Genomic DNA, 15,119 nt, shown 5'->3' on the forward strand with positions numbered 1-15,119 from the left:
CGCCCCGGGGATGCGGTCGATTGCTGCGCCGATGATCGAACCTGGACAATGGACGAGTGAACGACGCCGCGAACCACACTGCCGAGACAGTCCCGGGGCCGCGGTCCACAGCCACCGGCTCTCGCCTGTATCCCCGCGTGACCAGTTTCCGGTCCCGCCGAGGCGCGCTCACCCCGAGCCAACAGCAGGCGTGGCAGCGGACCTGGCCGCGGATCGGACGCGAGGTGGGCGACGAATTGCTCGACACCGCCGCCTGGTTCGGCCGCGAGGCGCCGCTGATCGTCGAGATAGGCTGTGGCACCGGCACCGCGACCGCGGCGATGGCCCAGGCCGAACCGCAGTTCGACCTGCTCGGCATCGAGGTGTACAAGCCGGGCCTGGCCCAGCTCGTGCACCGCATCGAGCGGGAGGGCATCGAGAACATCCGGCTGTTGCGCGGTGATGCCGTGGACGTCCTCGAAAACATGATTGCCGACAATTCGCTGACGGGCGTTCGCGTCTTCTTCCCGGACCCCTGGCCGAAGGCCCGCCACCACAAGCGGCGATTGCTGCAACCGGCCACCATGACCCTCATCGCGAATCGGCTGCGGCCCGGCGGCGTGTTGCACGTGGCCACCGACCACCCCGGTTACGCCGAGCACATCGCCGCCGTCGGCGCGGAAGAACCCCAGCTCATCGGGCTGAACACGGCCGCCGGAGGCGACGACGAGACCTTCCGCGCGACCGCCCCGATCGGCTTCGATCGGCCCGTCACCAAGTTCGAAGGCAAGGCGCATCGGGCCGGTAGCGCCATTACGGAGCTCATCTGGGGGAAGATCGAGGCATGAGCGTCAGTGAGATGGCCCACGAGGTCATGGATGTTGCCGAAATAATGCACGGCAGTGTCTCCGAGGGCCCGAGCACCTCGTCGGCGCTGCCGCCGGGCGGAGATCTGCGCCGGGTGCTGCTGGTGTGGGACGCCCCCAATCTGGATATGGGCCTGGGCGCGATCCTCGGCGGCAGACCCACGGCCGCCTACCGCCCGCGCTTCGACGCGCTGGGCCGCTGGCTGCTCGCGCGCACGGCGGAACTGTCGGCGGGCAGTCCGCATCGGGTGGAGGCGGAGGCGACCGTGTTCACCAATATCGCCCCGGGCACGGCCGATGTGGTGCGGCCCTGGGTGGAGGCGCTGCGCAATGTCGGCTACGCGGTGTTCGCCAAGCCCAAGATCGACGAGGACTCCGATGTCGACAGCGATATGCTGGCGCACATCGAATTACGCCGCCGCGGCGCCGGGCTCGCCGGGATCATGGTGGCCTCGGCCGACGGACAGGCCTTCCGCGAACCGCTCGAGGCGCTCGCGACCAGCGGAATTCCGGTGCAGGTACTGGGATTCCGCGAGCACGCGAGTTGGGCGGTGACGTCCGATATCCTCGAGTTCATCGACCTCGAGGACATCCCGGGCGTGTTCCGCGAACCGCTGCCCCGGGTCAGCCTCGACTCGCTGCCCGAAGAGGGAGCCTGGCTGCAGCCCTTCCGACCGCTGTCGGCCCTGCTCACCTCCCGCCCCGCACAAGGAGTCGCTTAGTGTTCACCCGCTGGGGCGACCTGGTCTTCAAGTTCCGCTTCGCCGTGCTCGCCGCGGTGGTCGCCGCGCTGCTCGGAATGGGCGGATACGGCTTCGGGGTGGAGAAGCACCTCAGCTCCAGCGGGTGGTTCGATCCCAATGCCGAGTCGTCGCAGGCGGCCCGGCTGGTCGACGAGGCGTACGGGCGCGACCACACCGGCGACGTGCTGCTGCTGTACACCGCGCCGGACGGGAAGACGGTCGACGATCCCGACTTCAGCGCGCGGATCACCGACTCGCTCAACGCGCTGCCGCAGCAGCATCCCGACCAGATCACCGGCGTCAACGCCTCGTACTGGCGGCTCGCGAATTCGAAGACGCAGTACTCGTCGATCCTGGCGACCCAGGACAAGAAGGTGGCCTTCGCGTCCGTCGCCATCAAGGGCGACGACGACACCACCACGATGAACAACTACCGGGATGTCAAGGACGCGTTCCTGATTCCCGGGGTGAACGTGCAGATCGCGGGCCTGCAAGCGGTTTCGGGCACCCTCCAGGACACCATCGCCAACGATCAGCACCGCATGGAGGTGCTGGCGATCCCGGCGGTCGGCGTGCTGCTGTTCTTCATCTTCGGCGGCGTGGTGGCCGCGGCCCTGCCGTTGATCCTCGGCGGGCTGACCATCTGGGGCGCCAACGGCATCGTCCGGTTCATCACCAACTTCACCGAGGTCAACTCGTTCGTCGGCGCGGTCGTGTCGATGATCGGCCTGGGTCTGGCCATCGATTACGGCCTGTTCATCGTGAGCCGCTTCCGGGAGGAACTGGCCGAGGGTTACGACACCCGTGCGGCCGTGCGCCGCACAGTGATGACCGCGGGCCGGACCGTCACGTTCTCCGCGATCATGATCATCGCGGCGAGCGCGGGCATGCTGCTGTTCCCGCAGGGCTTCCTGAAGTCGCTGGCCTACGGCACGATCGCGACCGTGCTGCTGGCCGCGGTCTCCTCGATCACCATCCTCCCGGCCATCCTGAGCATCCTCGGCCCGCGCGTGGACCTGCTGGGCCTGAAGTGGATGCGCAAGACCAAGACCGCCGAAGAGGTGGAGAACGGGCTGTGGGGCCGCAGCACCCAGTGGGTGATGAAGCATCCGCTGAAGGTGGCCATCCCGCTGTGCATCGCCCTGCTGCTGCTGATCATTCCGGTGAAGAACCTGCAGTTCGGCGGGATCAGCGAAAGCTATCTGCCGCCGGACAATCCGACCCGCGTGGCGCAGGAGGAGTTCGACCGCCTCTTCCCGTCCTTCCGCACCGAGAAGATCCAGCTGGTCGTCGTCGGCACCGACACCAATGCCGTGGGCTCGGTCATCAAGCAGGCGAGCAAGGCGCCCGGCCTGATCCAGAGCTTCCCCACACCGGGTTTCCCGCCCAAGGGTTCGGACGTGTGGAAGACCGACGCCCAGCCCAAGGATCCGGACCACTCCGAGGAGACCGTGGACTATCTGCGGTCGATGGATGTGCCCGATTCGGTGAAGGTGTACGTCGGCGGGCAGCCGGTGCTGATGAAGGACAGCCTCGACGCGCTCATGCAGCGGATGCCGATCATGATCGCGCTGGTGCTGTTCGCGACGACGCTGCTGATGTTCCTGACGTTCGGTTCGCTGGTGCTGCCGATCAAGGCCGCGCTCATGAGCGCGCTCGGATTGGGTTCCACGCTGGGCATTCTCACGTGGATCTTCGTCGACGGGCACGGCGCGGGACTGCTGAACTTCACGCCGCAGCCGATCATGGCGCCGGTGCTGGTGTTGATCATCGCGATCATCTACGGCCTGTCGATCGACTACGAGGTGTTCCTGTTGTCGCGCATGGTGGAGGCGCGCGCCCAGGGCGCGTCCACCACCGAGGCGGTGCGCATCGGCACCGCGCAGACCGGGCGCATCATCACCGCGGCCGCGCTCATCCTGCTCGTGGTGACCGGGGCGTTCGCGTTCTCGGATCTGGTGATGATGCAGTACATCGCCTACGGCATGGTGTCGGCGCTGCTGATCGACGCGACCGTGCTGCGCATGTTGCTGGTGCCCGCGACGATGAAGCTGCTCGGCGACGACTGCTGGTGGGCGCCCGCGTGGATGAAGCGCATCCAGCAGCGGGTGGGCCTCGGCGAGCCGATGCTGCACAGCGAGCGGCCCGGCGACGAGGACGTCGTGGACCTGGTCAAGACCACGCCGGTCACCGATCCGGTGACCATGCAGATCCCCATGCTGCCCGACGGCACCCCGGCCAAACCGGCCCGGAAACCCAAGCGCGCCAGATTCGTTCGCGACGCCGATCCCGACGCGCCGACCGAACGTTTCGGCCGGGTGCCCAAGAAGGGCGCGGCCCGGGTGACGCCGCCGCCGGTCGTTCCGCTCGCGCCGCCCGAACCGGACGCCGGATCGACGGCTCGGTCGGAAACCATTGCGCCGCACGGTGATTCGCGGCCGCCGACGCCGCCGCAACTGCCCAGTGTGTCCACCCCCCAGGTCTCCCGGCCCGCCGCGCCGCCGCGTCTGGCCCCGCCCGTCCGAGGCGTCGACCCGGCCGCGCCGACGGCCCCCGTCGGGGCCACCCCGCGCGTCCTCCCGCCCCAACCGCAGCCGCACCCGGCGAGCCGGGCCCAGCACTACGCGCGGCCCGAACCCGAACAGGGCGGCGCGGAGAGTGCGGAGCGGGACTACCCGCGGCCCGAGCAGCAGGGCACGGAGAGTGCGCAACAGCACTACCCACGGCCCGAGCAGCAGGGCACGGAACAGCACTACCCACAGTCTGAGCGGGAGAGTGCGCAACAGCACTTCCCGCGGCCCCAACAGCAGGGCGCGGACAGTGCGGAACGGTACTACCCACGGCCCGAGCAGCGGGATGTGGAGAGCGCGCCGGAACGTCGCGCGCCCGAGGGCGCGGAGCAGCGGGGCGTGGAAACGCCCGCGCCCGAGGCGGATTCGGCGCCGGAACCCGATCCGGCCGATCGCAGCAGCATCGAACGGTGGATGTCCGATCTGCGCGCCTCCCGTCGCCGCCCGAATGCCGGTGACGCCGACGGTCCCAAGCAGCCCGGCAACCCGAGCCGCACGGTCAGCGTGAACGAACTGCTCCGCCGCCAGAACCGCGACTGATCGGCGGACTCAGAACCCCGACATCATGCGCCGCCACTGCGCGGCGAAGGGGTGTTTGGCGGTGACCGAACCGAACCGGGTGCGGCCGTGCACGACCAGGTGCAGCGGACCCATCGGCGGCCCGGTGCGCACCTTGTTGTTGGCGCTGGACCCGATCAGCTCCACGCCGTTGAGGTCGGCGGTCGCCTCGGCGGGCAGGATGAGCGTCAGCGAGCTGCAGAAATCGTCGAGCCGCACCTCCACCACCTGGGTGCTCATGACGGCCTGGGTGAAGTCGAGCGTGACGCCGGACAGGTAGTTGTTCAGATACAGCGTCGGCGGCACCTGCCACGGACCCTTGCGGGTCACCCCGGACATGCGGGCGCGGATCACATTGCCCGCGGATCCGGGCGCGCTCGGCGGCGGCGCGTATTGCGGCCGAGGCGTCGAATTCGGCTGTCCCGCAAGGCGAATCCCGGGTAGATCGATCAGCACCGCGTTCAGTTCGCCGCGCGTCTTGGCGGCCAGCGCGGTGTCCATCCGCTCGGTGAACTCGCCCAGCGACAGCATCCCGAGCCCGACCGCCCGTTGCAGCAACATCCCCACGTGTTCCCGCTCGGCATCCGACACCCGCAGATCCCGATCGCCCACGGCGGGAGAAACCGTCTCGCCCATGCGATCGAGGCTACCGACGCGACGGCTCCCGCACATCAGGGCAATCCCTGATCCGCTGGGCCTGGGGCCTGATCAGGTGCACAGGCAATCCCTGATCCGCTGGGCCTCGGGGCCTGATCAGGTGCGCAGGCAATCCCTGGTGCGCTGGGCCTAGGGGGCCTCATCAGGTGCGCAGGCAACCCCTGATCCGCTGGGCCAGGTGCCGCGCGTGTTCGGGTGGCCCGATCAGGTGGCGGGGGCGGGTGGGTCGTAGCGGCCGGGGGTGGGCTCGTCGGGTTCGGCGTGGAACAGGCGGGGCTCGTCGTCGCCGGTGTTCAGCTCGTACAGCTCCTCGGGGCTGTCGGCGAGCAGGGAGCGGATGGCGGTGTTGAGGACCGCGACGAACGGGACGGCCAGCAGGCCGCCGGGGATTCCGGCCAGCACCACGCCGGTGGTGATCGCCAGCACCACCGCCAGCGGATGGATGTCGACCGCGCGGCCCAGCAGGAGTGGTTGCAGCACATGGCCTTCCAGCTGCATGACCGCCACCGTGATGCCGAGCACGATCACCGCCGTCACCCAGCCCTTGGTCATCAGCGCCAGGAACACCGCGATGGAACCGGCCAGCACCGAACCGACGATGGGGATGAACGCGCCGATGAACACCAGCGACGCCAGCGGCAGCGCGAGCGGCACCCCGAGGATCGCCAGGCCCGCGCCGATGCCGATCGCGTCCACCGCCGCGACCATGACCGTGCCGCGCACGAACCCGATCAGCGTGCCGAAGCCCAGCCGCCCGGCGGTGCGGACCCGTTCGCGCTGCGGGGTCGGCACGATCCGGGTCAGGAAGTCCCAGATGTGGTCGCCGCCGTAGAGGAAGAAGATCAGGATGAACAGCGTCAGGAACGCGCCGGTGAAGAATTCGCCGATCGCCGCCGCCGTGGTCAGCGCGCCGTTGGTGAGCGAATCCTGGTTGGACTCAACGGTTTTGATGATCGTATTGCCCGCGTCGCGGATCTGGTCGTTGCTCAGGTGCAGCGGCCCGTTGATCAGCCAGTCCTGGATCTGATGGATGCTGGTCTTGAATTCGTCGGTCAGCTGCGGCACACCGGTGACGGCCTGTTCGATCACGAACGTGAAGATGCCCGCCACCAGCCCGAGCGACCCGATCAGCGCCACGAACACCGCGAGCCCGCGCGGCACCCCGACCCGCTGCATCCAGTCCACCGCCGGCGAGAGCAGCGCCGCCGCCAGCAGCCCGATCGCCAGCGGGATCACCACCGTCGTCAACTTGTGCGCCAGCCACGCGACGGCCAGCACCGCGACCAGGATGATCAGCAGCCGCCAACACCACTCGGCGGCCTCGCGCACCAGCGGATGCACGGCGTCGGCCGCCGGCTTGCGCGCCCGCTCCGCCCCCGATCTCCGCGCCGAACCGGCGGTCGCCTGGATCTCCGTGCCCTCGTTCACGTCGCGAGCCTATCCGCCCCGGCCCGCGCGGGCACGCGCGTAATACCTTGTCGCCCGGCCCCGCCCGCTTCGATATCCGCTGTCGAGGGCGAATACGGCCGCGCGGACGCGGCCCGGCGACTGCCACGCCCCCGGCGTGGGCACGTGTGTGCGAGGGGCTGGCGCTAGATTGGTGATCGTGTCGGCGCCCACCCTCGAAGCGGTCAAACAGACCATGCGAACGCGCTGGCCGCTGTACCTCGCATCGATGCTGGCGGCCAACGCCTTCGGTGCGATTCTGGTGTACGCGTTCATCCAGTACGGCCTGCCCGCGCCCGAGGGCAGCCCCAACGGGATTCGCCGGACCGGGGTGCTGGTGCCGGGGCTGGTCTTCCTCGTGGGCGGGGCGCTGAGCGTGACCGCGTCGGCGCTCATGCTGCGGCCGGTGATGCGCTGGCAGATGCGCGGCGGGCCGCCGAGCCGGCAGGAGCAGATGGCCGCGCTGCACGCGCCGCTGCGGCAGGCCATCGTGCATCTGGCGCTGTGGCTGGTCGGCGGGGCTGTGCTGGCGTGGTCGATCATCGCCGACACGCCGCGGCTCGCGGGCGCGGTGATCGTCACCGAATGTATGGCCGCCACCATCGTGTTCGGCTTCACCTACATGCTGGGCGAGCGCATCCTGCGCCCGGTGGCCGCGCACGCCTTGCAGACCGGCACCTTCGACCACACCCTCACCCCGGGCGTCGGCACCCGCATGGCGATGACCTGGGGCATGGGCACTTTCGCGCCGACCATCGCGATCGTGCTGCTGTGCGTCACCCAGATCACCTCGCAGGTGCAGTTCTCCGCTCGTTCGCTGGCGGTGTCGATCCTGCTGCTGTGCGGGGTGGTGATCCTGCAGGCGCTGGCGCTGTCCATGCTGACCGGCTCGAGCATCTCCGATCCGGTGCGGCAGCTCTCGCGCGCGATCGACCGGGTCCAGGAGGGCGCGCGGGATGTGCAGGTCGAGGTGTTCGACGGCAGCGAGATCGGGCTGCTCCAGGTCGGATTCAACCGGATGATGGAGGAGGCCGCGCAGCGCCGCGAACTCCAGGAGCTGTTCGGTCAGCACGTGGGCGAGGAGGTCGCCCGCCGCGCGCTCGAGTACGGCACCGAACTCGGCGGCGAGACCCGGTTCGTGGCGGTGTTGTTCGTGGACATGGTCGGTTCGACGGCCACCGCGGCCGAGCGCCCGCCGACCGAGGTGGTGAGCCTGCTCAACGAGTTCTTCCGGATCGTGGTCGATGTGGTCGACCGGCACAGCGGCCTGATCAACAAATTCGTCGGCGACGCCGCGCTGGCCATCTTCGGCGCGCCCCTGGATCGTCCCGACGCGCCCACCGCCGCGCTCGCCGCCGCCCGCGAACTGCGCGAGGCCCTGCGCGAGGTGCCCGGTCTGGACATCGGCATCGGCGTGTCGGCCGGGCTGGCGGTCGCGGGAAACATCGGCGCCGCCAACCGTTTCGAGTACACCGTCATCGGCGATCCGGTGAACGAGGCGTCCCGGCTGACCGAACTGGCCAAGGAACATCCCGGCCGCGTCCTCGCCTCGGGCAGCGCGCTGTATTTCGCCGACGGGTTCGAGCAGCAATTCTGGAATACCGGCGAAGAGGTCCAATTGCGCGGCCGCCGCCGCAAGACCCAATTGGCCTGGCCGAAGGAGGGTTCGGCGCTGTTAGGCTGACCTCGTGACGGCCGATGGTGACTCCGCCGACGGCCCCCCGTCCGCGGTGCGGCCCCGTCGTCGGGGGCGTTTGCGCTGGGTGAAGCGGATACTCGTGGTAGCCGTGGCCGCCCTGCTGGTGGTCGAGGGCGTGTATCTGTGGCCGCGGCTGCACGAATCCTGGCGGACCCTGACCGAGATCCATTGGGGCTGGGTCGCGGTCTGCGTGCTGATGCAGGCCGTCTCCATGGACGGCTACGGCCGCATCCAGAAACAGCTCCTGCACGCCGGTGGCGTGAATGTGAACCAGAGCAGATCGGTCGCGGTGGTCTACGGCGCGACCGCGATGTCGGTGACCCTGCCCGCCGGGCAGGTGTTCTCCACCGCGTTCACCTATCGGCAGACCCGGCGCTGGGGCGCGAGCCCGGTGCTGGCGTCCTGGCAGCTGGCGATGTCCGGGGTGGTGGCCGCGGCCGGGATGGTGCTGCTCGGGGTGGGCGGCGCGGTGCTGGCCGGGGATCGGATCGGGCCGGGCAAGCTGATCCCGACGCTGGGCGGGGTGGTGCTGCTGGTGTGGGCGGGGAACTACGCCTCGCGTCATCCGGGTTCGGTGCGGGCACTCGGCCGTCGAATCCTGCACCTGGTCAACCGGATTCGCGGGCACCGGCCCGACGACGGCAGCGACAAACTCGCCGAGACGCTGCGGCAGCTGGAATCGGTGGAGCTGGGCCGCCGCGACGGGGCCCTGGTCACCCTGTGGGCCCTGATGCACCGCCTCGGCGATGTGGCCTGCCTGGCGGCGGCCTGTTACGCGGTCGGGGCCGAACCCCGCGTCGCCGGGCTGATGATCGCGTTCAGCGTGGGCAAGGCGGTGGGCACGATCCCGCTGGCCCCCGGCGGCCTGGTCTACGTCGAACTCACCCTGGTCTACAGCCTGTCCGCGGCCGCGGGACTGCCCGCCGCCCAGGCGGTCTCGGCCGCGTTCGTCTACCGCCTGATCAGCTTCATCCTGGTGGCGATCGTGGGCTGGATCGTGTTCGCCTTCCTGTTCCGCAAGCCGCACGCCGACGACGCGGCCCTGGAGCGCGAATTCGAGAGCCGGTACTAGCCGATTACCCTGGCGGCGTGACGAAACTGGTGCCGCTCGCGCTCGACGCCCTGCTGGTGCTCGTGTTCTGCGCCATCGGCAGGCGCAGCCACGACGAGGCCGTCCTGCCCGGCCTGCTCCGCACGTTCTGGCCCTTCGCGAGCGGGCTGCTGTTGGGCTGGCTGCTGGCCCTGTGGTTGTTCGCGCGCGCCGAATCGTCCACGGCCGCGCGCGGTTTCGAGGACCGGGGGCGGTTGCCCACGGCCGTGCTCACGGGGTTCGACGCCCGGCGGCTCTGGCCCACGGGCGTGGTCGTCTGGCTGGGCACCCTGATCGGGGGCATGGTCCTGCGCGCGGTCAGCGGGCAGGGCGTCGCGGTGAGTTTCGTGATCGTCGCGGCCGTGGTGCTCGGATTCTTCCTGCTGGGGTGGCGCGGGGCCTGGAAGGCGTTGAGCTGAGCCGCTATTTGTCGTCCGGGGCCGCGAGCGATTGCAGCAGGCGGGCGGCCATGCGGGCGGTGGCGTCGCCGGAGTCGACATCGTCGATGTGGATGGCGAAGGCCAGATCGCCCATCGTGGCCACCAGCCAGCCGTTGGTGCCCGCGGTGGCGGCGTAGGCGCCCACATCGGCGTAGCGGCGCAGGCTGGCCAGTTCGGGGGCGGCGAGTCCGTCGCGCAGCATGCCGCGCAGCCGGTCCACGACCTCGGGCGGGAGCGGGGCGAGGTCGGCCTCCGTCGTTGCGGGACGGCCGATTTCGATCATGGGTGGGGCCACGCCGCCGCGCGCGATCGCGGCCGCCGCGACGGCCAGCCCCAGCGGGCTGGCGAGAATCGGATCGTTGCCGCCCTGGCGGACCTGTTCCACCCCGCGCCCGCCGATGGGCAGGCGGCCGGTGGTCTGGTCCAGGCCGGGCACCTTGAAGCCGATGCCCACGCCGACGGCGGCCGCGGCCTCGGCCATGTCCTGCGTCGAAACGTCCTGCGGCGCTTTCTTCTTGACGATCGCGGCCACCGCGCGGAACAACTCGTTCATCCCGCCCGTCGGGTACACCCCGGTGAAGGCCACCGAACCCTGCGCGCTGGCGTAGGTGTTCTGCGCGGCGGCGACCACCGCCCCCGTGGACGGCTGGATGGCCACGATCGAGGCCGCGGTGCCCGCGCTGACCACGGCGTCCTCGGCCGCCCGCTGCAACCGCTGATCCATGGTCGAGGCGATGTCCGGGCCGGGCGGTCCCTGTTGCCCGGCGAGCTGGGTGACCAGTTTGCCGTCCGGCTCGAACAGCTGAACGCCCCAGCCCGCGTGCTGATCCCGGTTCTCCTGCCAGACCTTGCGCAGCCCGTCCAGCAACGGTGACCACACGCGCCGGTCCGCGGCGATCAGCTGCGGCTGCTTCTCCATCACCACACCGGGAATCGGCGCCATTCGCGGTTCCAGGATGGCGAAGTCGTCCTCGCGCAGGTTCACCGCGACGATCGGCTTGCCCTGGGAGGCGGCGAGCTGCTGCATCAACGACGGTCCGGTGATCAAAGGAGCCACCGGCGCAATGGCGTCGGCGAGGGCGTTGGTGGTCCCGACCGGGTCGCCGGTGCGGCTCGGATCGACCTTGATCACGTTGATGATCTGCTCGGTCATCAGGGGTGCGCCCGCGTTGTCGTTCACCTTCGGCGACGGGGTGGCGTCGGTCTTGACCAGTTTGACCGTGCGCTTGTAGTCGAGCTGCGGCATCACCACGTTCGGCTCCCACGAGATTCGCCAGCCGATCGCCAGTTTGCGGATGCTGCCCTGGAGGTCGTAGGTCCAATCCTTACCGGGCCCGAAGTTCCAGTCCGCCTTCAGGTTGAACATGGCCGCGTCGGCGTCCAGGCCGATGTACTGCTCGACCTCGTAATCGGGTTTGCCGGGATTGAGCCCGGCGAAGATCTGCTGCAACGTCGCCTCGGCCCCGCCGGGGTAGGAGGTCAGCTGCGCGGCACCGGTGGCGTCCTGTTTGTCCAACAGCTGGGTGAAGCGTTCGACGATGGATCTGGGGTCGCTCGGGGTGTCGTGAAACCCGCACGCTCCCAGCGCGATCGCCAGGGCGGCAGCCGTCCCGGCGGCCACTGCGCCCCGAACGCGAAAGCGGCGGGATCCCCACACATCCATATCGCCCACTCTTCACTCTTGACACTTCAGCAACAAGACCAACGGTAAATTCACCATGCTCAGCGACCACAATAGTGCCCGATTCGACGCAGCCCGGGCACCGGTCGCCGAATCGTCGGCCACCGTTGCCGAATCGCCACCCGACCTCGTTCTCCCAGAGCGCAACCCGCGCGTCGCATTTCGCCGTAATCTTGTAATCACTGAAACACTTCTTGCACAGACAAGCGAGGCATTACTCATGCGACACGGACACAGAGGACGCGGATTCGGTCGTCCCGGCGGTTGGCAGCAGGCCGACCTCCCCGACGCCGCGGACGCCCCCGATTGGTTCGCGGGAAGATTGCCCGCGGACTGGTTCGTCAGTACGCCGACGGTGGAGATCGATCGCGACGAGATCGTCGTCATCGGCGAACTCCCCCTGCCCACCCCCGATTCCGGCCCGACCGACGCCGAACAGCCCGCCGACGCCGAACCGCCCGCCGGCTCGGTCCCCCGGGCCACCCGCGACGGCGCGGTCGCCCGCTTCCGCGAATCCACCCGGCCCGCGCGGATGCAGATCGCCCAGGAGGCGCAGGCTCGCTACGGCCGCAGCGTGGCCTGGGGCGTCTCGGTCGAGGGCGAGCGAATCATGTTCACCCACCTGGCCGTTCCGGTCATGACCCGGCTGCGTCAGCCCGAGCGCAAGGTGCTCGACACCCTGGTGGACGCGGGCGTGGCCCGATCCCGCGCCGACGCCCTGGCGTGGACGGTGAAGCTGGCGGGCAAACATGCCGAGGAGTGGCTCGAGGAGTTGCGCTCGGCCATGCGCAAGGTCGACGGCCTGCGCGCCGAGGGGCCGCGCGGCCTCTGAGCCGGACCCGACCGGCTAGATTCGGGGCATGGCCCCGATCCTCGTGCTCAACGGCCCCAACCTGAACATGCTCGGCGTCCGCCAACCGGAGGTCTACGGCGCGCAGACCCTCGACGACGTGGTCGAACTGTGCCGCCGCACGGCCGCGCGGTTCGACCGGGAGATCGTGGCCTTCCAGTCGAATCACGAAGGGGCACTGATCGATCGGATCCACGCCGCCCGTGGGGCCGAGTCCGCCATCGTGATCAACCCCGGCGGGCTCACCCACACCTCGGTCGCCCTGCGCGACGCGCTGGTGATCCCCGAGGTGCCGATCGTCGAGGTACACATCTCGAATGTCCATGCGCGCGAGGCATTCCGGCACCACTCCTACATCTCGCCCATCGCCACGGCCGTGATCGCGGGGATGGGCGTGCAGGGGTACGCCGCCGCCATCGAATTCCTCTGCGCGCCAGCCTGATTCCCGATCGCCCCCGCCGCACCCTTGCCCGCCCGTCCATGTAGTAGATATGCTACATACCATCCTGGTATTACTACGGAGGGCAGGATGACGGTAGGCGACCGGATCGCGCTCGACGTCCGCGGTCTGCGGATGCGCTACGGCGACCGAGACGTATTGCAGGACGTGACATTCCGCGCGCACAGCGGCGAGGTGCTGGTGCTGCTCGGCCCCAACGGCGCGGGCAAGACCACCACCATCGAGGTGCTCGAGGGGTTCCGGATGCGGTCCGCGGGCGAGGTCACGGTGCTCGGCACCGATCCCGCGCACGGGCGCGAGGACTGGCGCGCGCGCATCGGCGTCGTGCTCCAGTCCTGGCGCGACCACGGCCGCTGGCGGGTGCGGGAACTGCTCGCCCACCTGGGCACCTATTACGCGCCCTATACGACCCCCGCCATCCGAAGGCCCTGGGATCCGGACGAACTCGTCGCCGCCGTCGGCCTGACCGAACAGGCGGACAAGAAGATCGCCACGCTCTCGGGCGGCCAGCGCCGCCGCCTGGACGTGGCGATCGGCATCGTCGGGCGGCCCGAACTGCTGTTCCTCGACGAGCCGACCGCCGGATTCGATCCGCGGGCGCGACGCGAGTTCCACGATCTGATCCACCGGCTCGCCGACGACGAGCGGACCACGATCCTGCTCACCACCCACGATCTCGACGAGGCCGAGAAGCTCGCCGACCGCATCCTGGTCCTGGCGGGCGGGCGGATCATCGCCGACGGCTCGGCCGACGAACTGTCGCGCCGCATCCAGGGCGAGGCGGAGATCCGCTGGACCCGCGACGGGCAGCGGTTCGTCCACACCACCACCGAATCCACCAAATTCGTCCACGAGCTGTTCAAGCAGTACGGCGAGGGGATCGACGAGCTCGAGGTCCGCCGGGCCTCGCTCGAGGACACCTATATGACGCTGGTCCAGCGCTTCGAGTCCGGACAGTTCGACACCGCGACGCACACGCTCGAGGAGGTGACCCGATGATCTCGCTCGGCGTGGCCACGCGGTCCGGGCTGACCCGCGGGCTGATCGAACTGCGACAGAACCTGACCAACGGTATGGATCTGTTCACCCAGTTCCTGTGGCCCGTCATTCTTCTGGTAGCACTGTTCTTCATGCGCAACGGGCACTTCGGCGGGACGGGCTTCGGGCTCGGCGCGCTGGCGTTGCCCGGCGTCATGGGCATGCTGATCGCCTCCAACGGCATCTTCGGCATCGGGCAGTACCTGGCGCTGGACCGCGAGGACGGCACCCTGTTGCGGGCCAAGGCGATTCCGAACGGGATGGTCGGCTATCTCATCGGCAAGCTGGTCACCGTGTCCGGCATCGTGCTGATCCAGGTCGCGGTGGTGCTGATCTTCGGGCTCACCGTGCTGGGCGGGCTGCGGCTGGACGGTCCGCGCGGGTGGGCGCTGTTTATCGGGGTGCTGCTGCTGGGCCTGTTGGCGACGCTGCCGCTGGGCGCGATCGTGGGCTCGGTGTTCGAGAGCCCGCGGTCGATCGGGTTCGTCTCCTTCCCGGTGATGGGTCTGGTGGCCGTTTCGGGCGTCTTCTATCCGATCACCTCGATGCCGGGGTGGGTGCAGGGCCTGGCCCAGGTGTTCCCGATCTACTGGCTGGGGCTCGGGATGCGGTCGGCCCTGCTGCCGCCGGAGGCCGCGGTCGTCGAACTCGGGCAGTCGTGGCGGCACTGGGAGACGTTCGGGGTGCTCGGCGTGTGGGCGGCGTTCGGGCTGACGGTGGCCCCGATCGTGTTGCGGCGCATGGCCCGTCGCGAATCGGGTTCCCATGTCGCGGCCCGGCGCGAGAAGGCGATGGCGCGTGCCTACTGAGGTCATCTACAACCGCATCGCGATGCTGCGCGCCGAGCGCGGCATCTCACGGCGGCAGCTGGCCGAGGCGCTCGGGGTGCACTATCAGACCGTCGGATATCTGGAACGCGGCGAGTACAGCCCGAGCTTGCATCTGGCGCTGCGCATCTCGGAGTACTTCGAGGTGCCGGTGGAGGTGGTGTTCTCCACCCGGCCGTTCCCGCGGCTGGGGTCGTCCACCGAGACCGCTTGAG

The 15,119-nt window shown here is 69.5% G+C and carries 14 protein-coding genes; 11 read left to right on the plus strand and 3 right to left on the minus strand.

Going from position 1 to position 15,119, the window contains the following annotated elements; translation table 11 throughout:
- The first annotated feature begins 41 nt into the window (after positions 1-41).
- Genes trmB through ACFYTQ_RS07975 form a run of 3 tightly spaced genes read left to right on the plus strand, consistent with a single transcriptional unit; the run spans position 42 to position 4,698 of the window.
- The gene (gene trmB, locus ACFYTQ_RS07965) at positions 42-827 is read left to right on the plus strand and encodes a tRNA (guanosine(46)-N7)-methyltransferase TrmB (RefSeq protein WP_387359155.1); all 786 of its coding nucleotides are present in this window, start codon (positions 42-44) and stop codon (positions 825-827) included.
- Positions 824-1,567: an NYN domain-containing protein gene (locus ACFYTQ_RS07970; protein WP_387358119.1), complete on the plus strand. Its 744-nt coding sequence runs from the start codon at positions 824-826 to the stop codon at positions 1,565-1,567. The genes trmB and ACFYTQ_RS07970 overlap by 4 nt, the downstream gene beginning before the upstream one ends.
- Positions 1,567-4,698: an MMPL family transporter gene (locus tag ACFYTQ_RS07975; protein ID WP_387358120.1), complete on the plus strand. Its 3,132-nt coding sequence runs from the start codon at positions 1,567-1,569 to the stop codon at positions 4,696-4,698. The genes ACFYTQ_RS07970 and ACFYTQ_RS07975 overlap by 1 nt, the downstream gene beginning before the upstream one ends.
- Before the next feature lie 9 nt (positions 4,699-4,707).
- On the opposite strand, the gene ACFYTQ_RS07980 is transcribed toward ACFYTQ_RS07975, so the two are convergent.
- Positions 4,708-5,352 carry a DUF1707 domain-containing protein gene (locus tag ACFYTQ_RS07980; RefSeq protein WP_387358122.1) on the minus strand — a complete coding sequence of 215 codons (645 nt, stop codon included), beginning with the start codon at positions 5,350-5,352 and terminating at the stop codon, positions 4,708-4,710.
- Positions 5,353-5,577: 225 nt separating this feature from the next.
- Complete coding sequence (locus ACFYTQ_RS07985; RefSeq protein WP_387359157.1) at positions 5,578-6,714, minus strand: AI-2E family transporter; 1,137 nt, start codon at positions 6,712-6,714, stop codon at positions 5,578-5,580.
- A gap of 301 nt (positions 6,715-7,015) precedes the next feature.
- Between ACFYTQ_RS07985 and ACFYTQ_RS07990 the strand changes: the two genes are divergently transcribed.
- Genes ACFYTQ_RS07990 through ACFYTQ_RS08000 form a run of 3 tightly spaced genes read left to right on the plus strand, consistent with a single transcriptional unit; the run spans position 7,016 to position 10,027 of the window.
- Entirely contained in the window at positions 7,016-8,503 is a 1,488-nt protein-coding gene (locus ACFYTQ_RS07990; RefSeq protein WP_387359159.1) for an adenylate/guanylate cyclase domain-containing protein, read from the plus strand.
- A 4-nt stretch (positions 8,504-8,507) separates the two neighbouring features.
- Positions 8,508-9,590 carry a YbhN family protein gene (locus ACFYTQ_RS07995; RefSeq protein ID WP_387358124.1) on the plus strand — a complete coding sequence of 361 codons (1,083 nt, stop codon included), beginning with the start codon at positions 8,508-8,510 and terminating at the stop codon, positions 9,588-9,590.
- A 17-nt stretch (positions 9,591-9,607) separates the two neighbouring features.
- Positions 9,608-10,027 carry a DUF3054 domain-containing protein gene (locus ACFYTQ_RS08000; RefSeq protein ID WP_387358126.1) on the plus strand — a complete coding sequence of 140 codons (420 nt, stop codon included), beginning with the start codon at positions 9,608-9,610 and terminating at the stop codon, positions 10,025-10,027.
- Positions 10,028-10,031: 4 nt separating this feature from the next.
- On the opposite strand, the gene ACFYTQ_RS08005 is transcribed toward ACFYTQ_RS08000, so the two are convergent.
- On the minus strand, positions 10,032-11,711 hold the full coding sequence (locus ACFYTQ_RS08005; RefSeq protein ID WP_387358128.1) for an NTF2-like N-terminal transpeptidase domain-containing protein: 1,680 nt from the start codon (positions 11,709-11,711) through the stop codon (positions 10,032-10,034).
- A 238-nt stretch (positions 11,712-11,949) separates the two neighbouring features.
- Here ACFYTQ_RS08005 and ACFYTQ_RS08010 point away from each other — a divergent pair, with 238 nt between their 5' ends.
- The 5 genes from ACFYTQ_RS08010 to ACFYTQ_RS08030 all read left to right on the plus strand — a co-directional run bounded on the left by ACFYTQ_RS08010 (position 11,950) and on the right by ACFYTQ_RS08030 (position 15,118).
- Positions 11,950-12,561 carry a hypothetical protein gene (locus tag ACFYTQ_RS08010; protein ID WP_387358130.1) on the plus strand — a complete coding sequence of 204 codons (612 nt, stop codon included), beginning with the start codon at positions 11,950-11,952 and terminating at the stop codon, positions 12,559-12,561.
- A 28-nt stretch (positions 12,562-12,589) separates the two neighbouring features.
- On the plus strand, positions 12,590-13,021 hold the full coding sequence (gene aroQ / locus ACFYTQ_RS08015) for a type II 3-dehydroquinate dehydratase (protein WP_387358132.1): 432 nt from the start codon (positions 12,590-12,592) through the stop codon (positions 13,019-13,021).
- Positions 13,022-13,108: 87 nt separating this feature from the next.
- On the plus strand, positions 13,109-14,038 hold the full coding sequence (locus tag ACFYTQ_RS08020) for an ABC transporter ATP-binding protein (protein ID WP_387358134.1): 930 nt from the start codon (positions 13,109-13,111) through the stop codon (positions 14,036-14,038).
- Positions 14,035-14,886 carry an ABC transporter permease gene (locus ACFYTQ_RS08025; RefSeq protein ID WP_387358136.1) on the plus strand — a complete coding sequence of 284 codons (852 nt, stop codon included), beginning with the start codon at positions 14,035-14,037 and terminating at the stop codon, positions 14,884-14,886. The genes ACFYTQ_RS08020 and ACFYTQ_RS08025 overlap by 4 nt, the downstream gene beginning before the upstream one ends.
- On the plus strand, positions 14,876-15,118 hold the full coding sequence (locus ACFYTQ_RS08030; protein ID WP_387358138.1) for a helix-turn-helix transcriptional regulator: 243 nt from the start codon (positions 14,876-14,878) through the stop codon (positions 15,116-15,118). Before ACFYTQ_RS08025 ends, ACFYTQ_RS08030 begins: the two co-directional genes overlap by 11 nt.
- Position 15,119: the final 1 nt, after the last annotated feature.

This window comes from Nocardia sp. NPDC004068, assembly GCF_042874315.1.
GTDB lineage: Bacteria > Actinomycetota > Actinomycetes > Mycobacteriales > Mycobacteriaceae > Nocardia.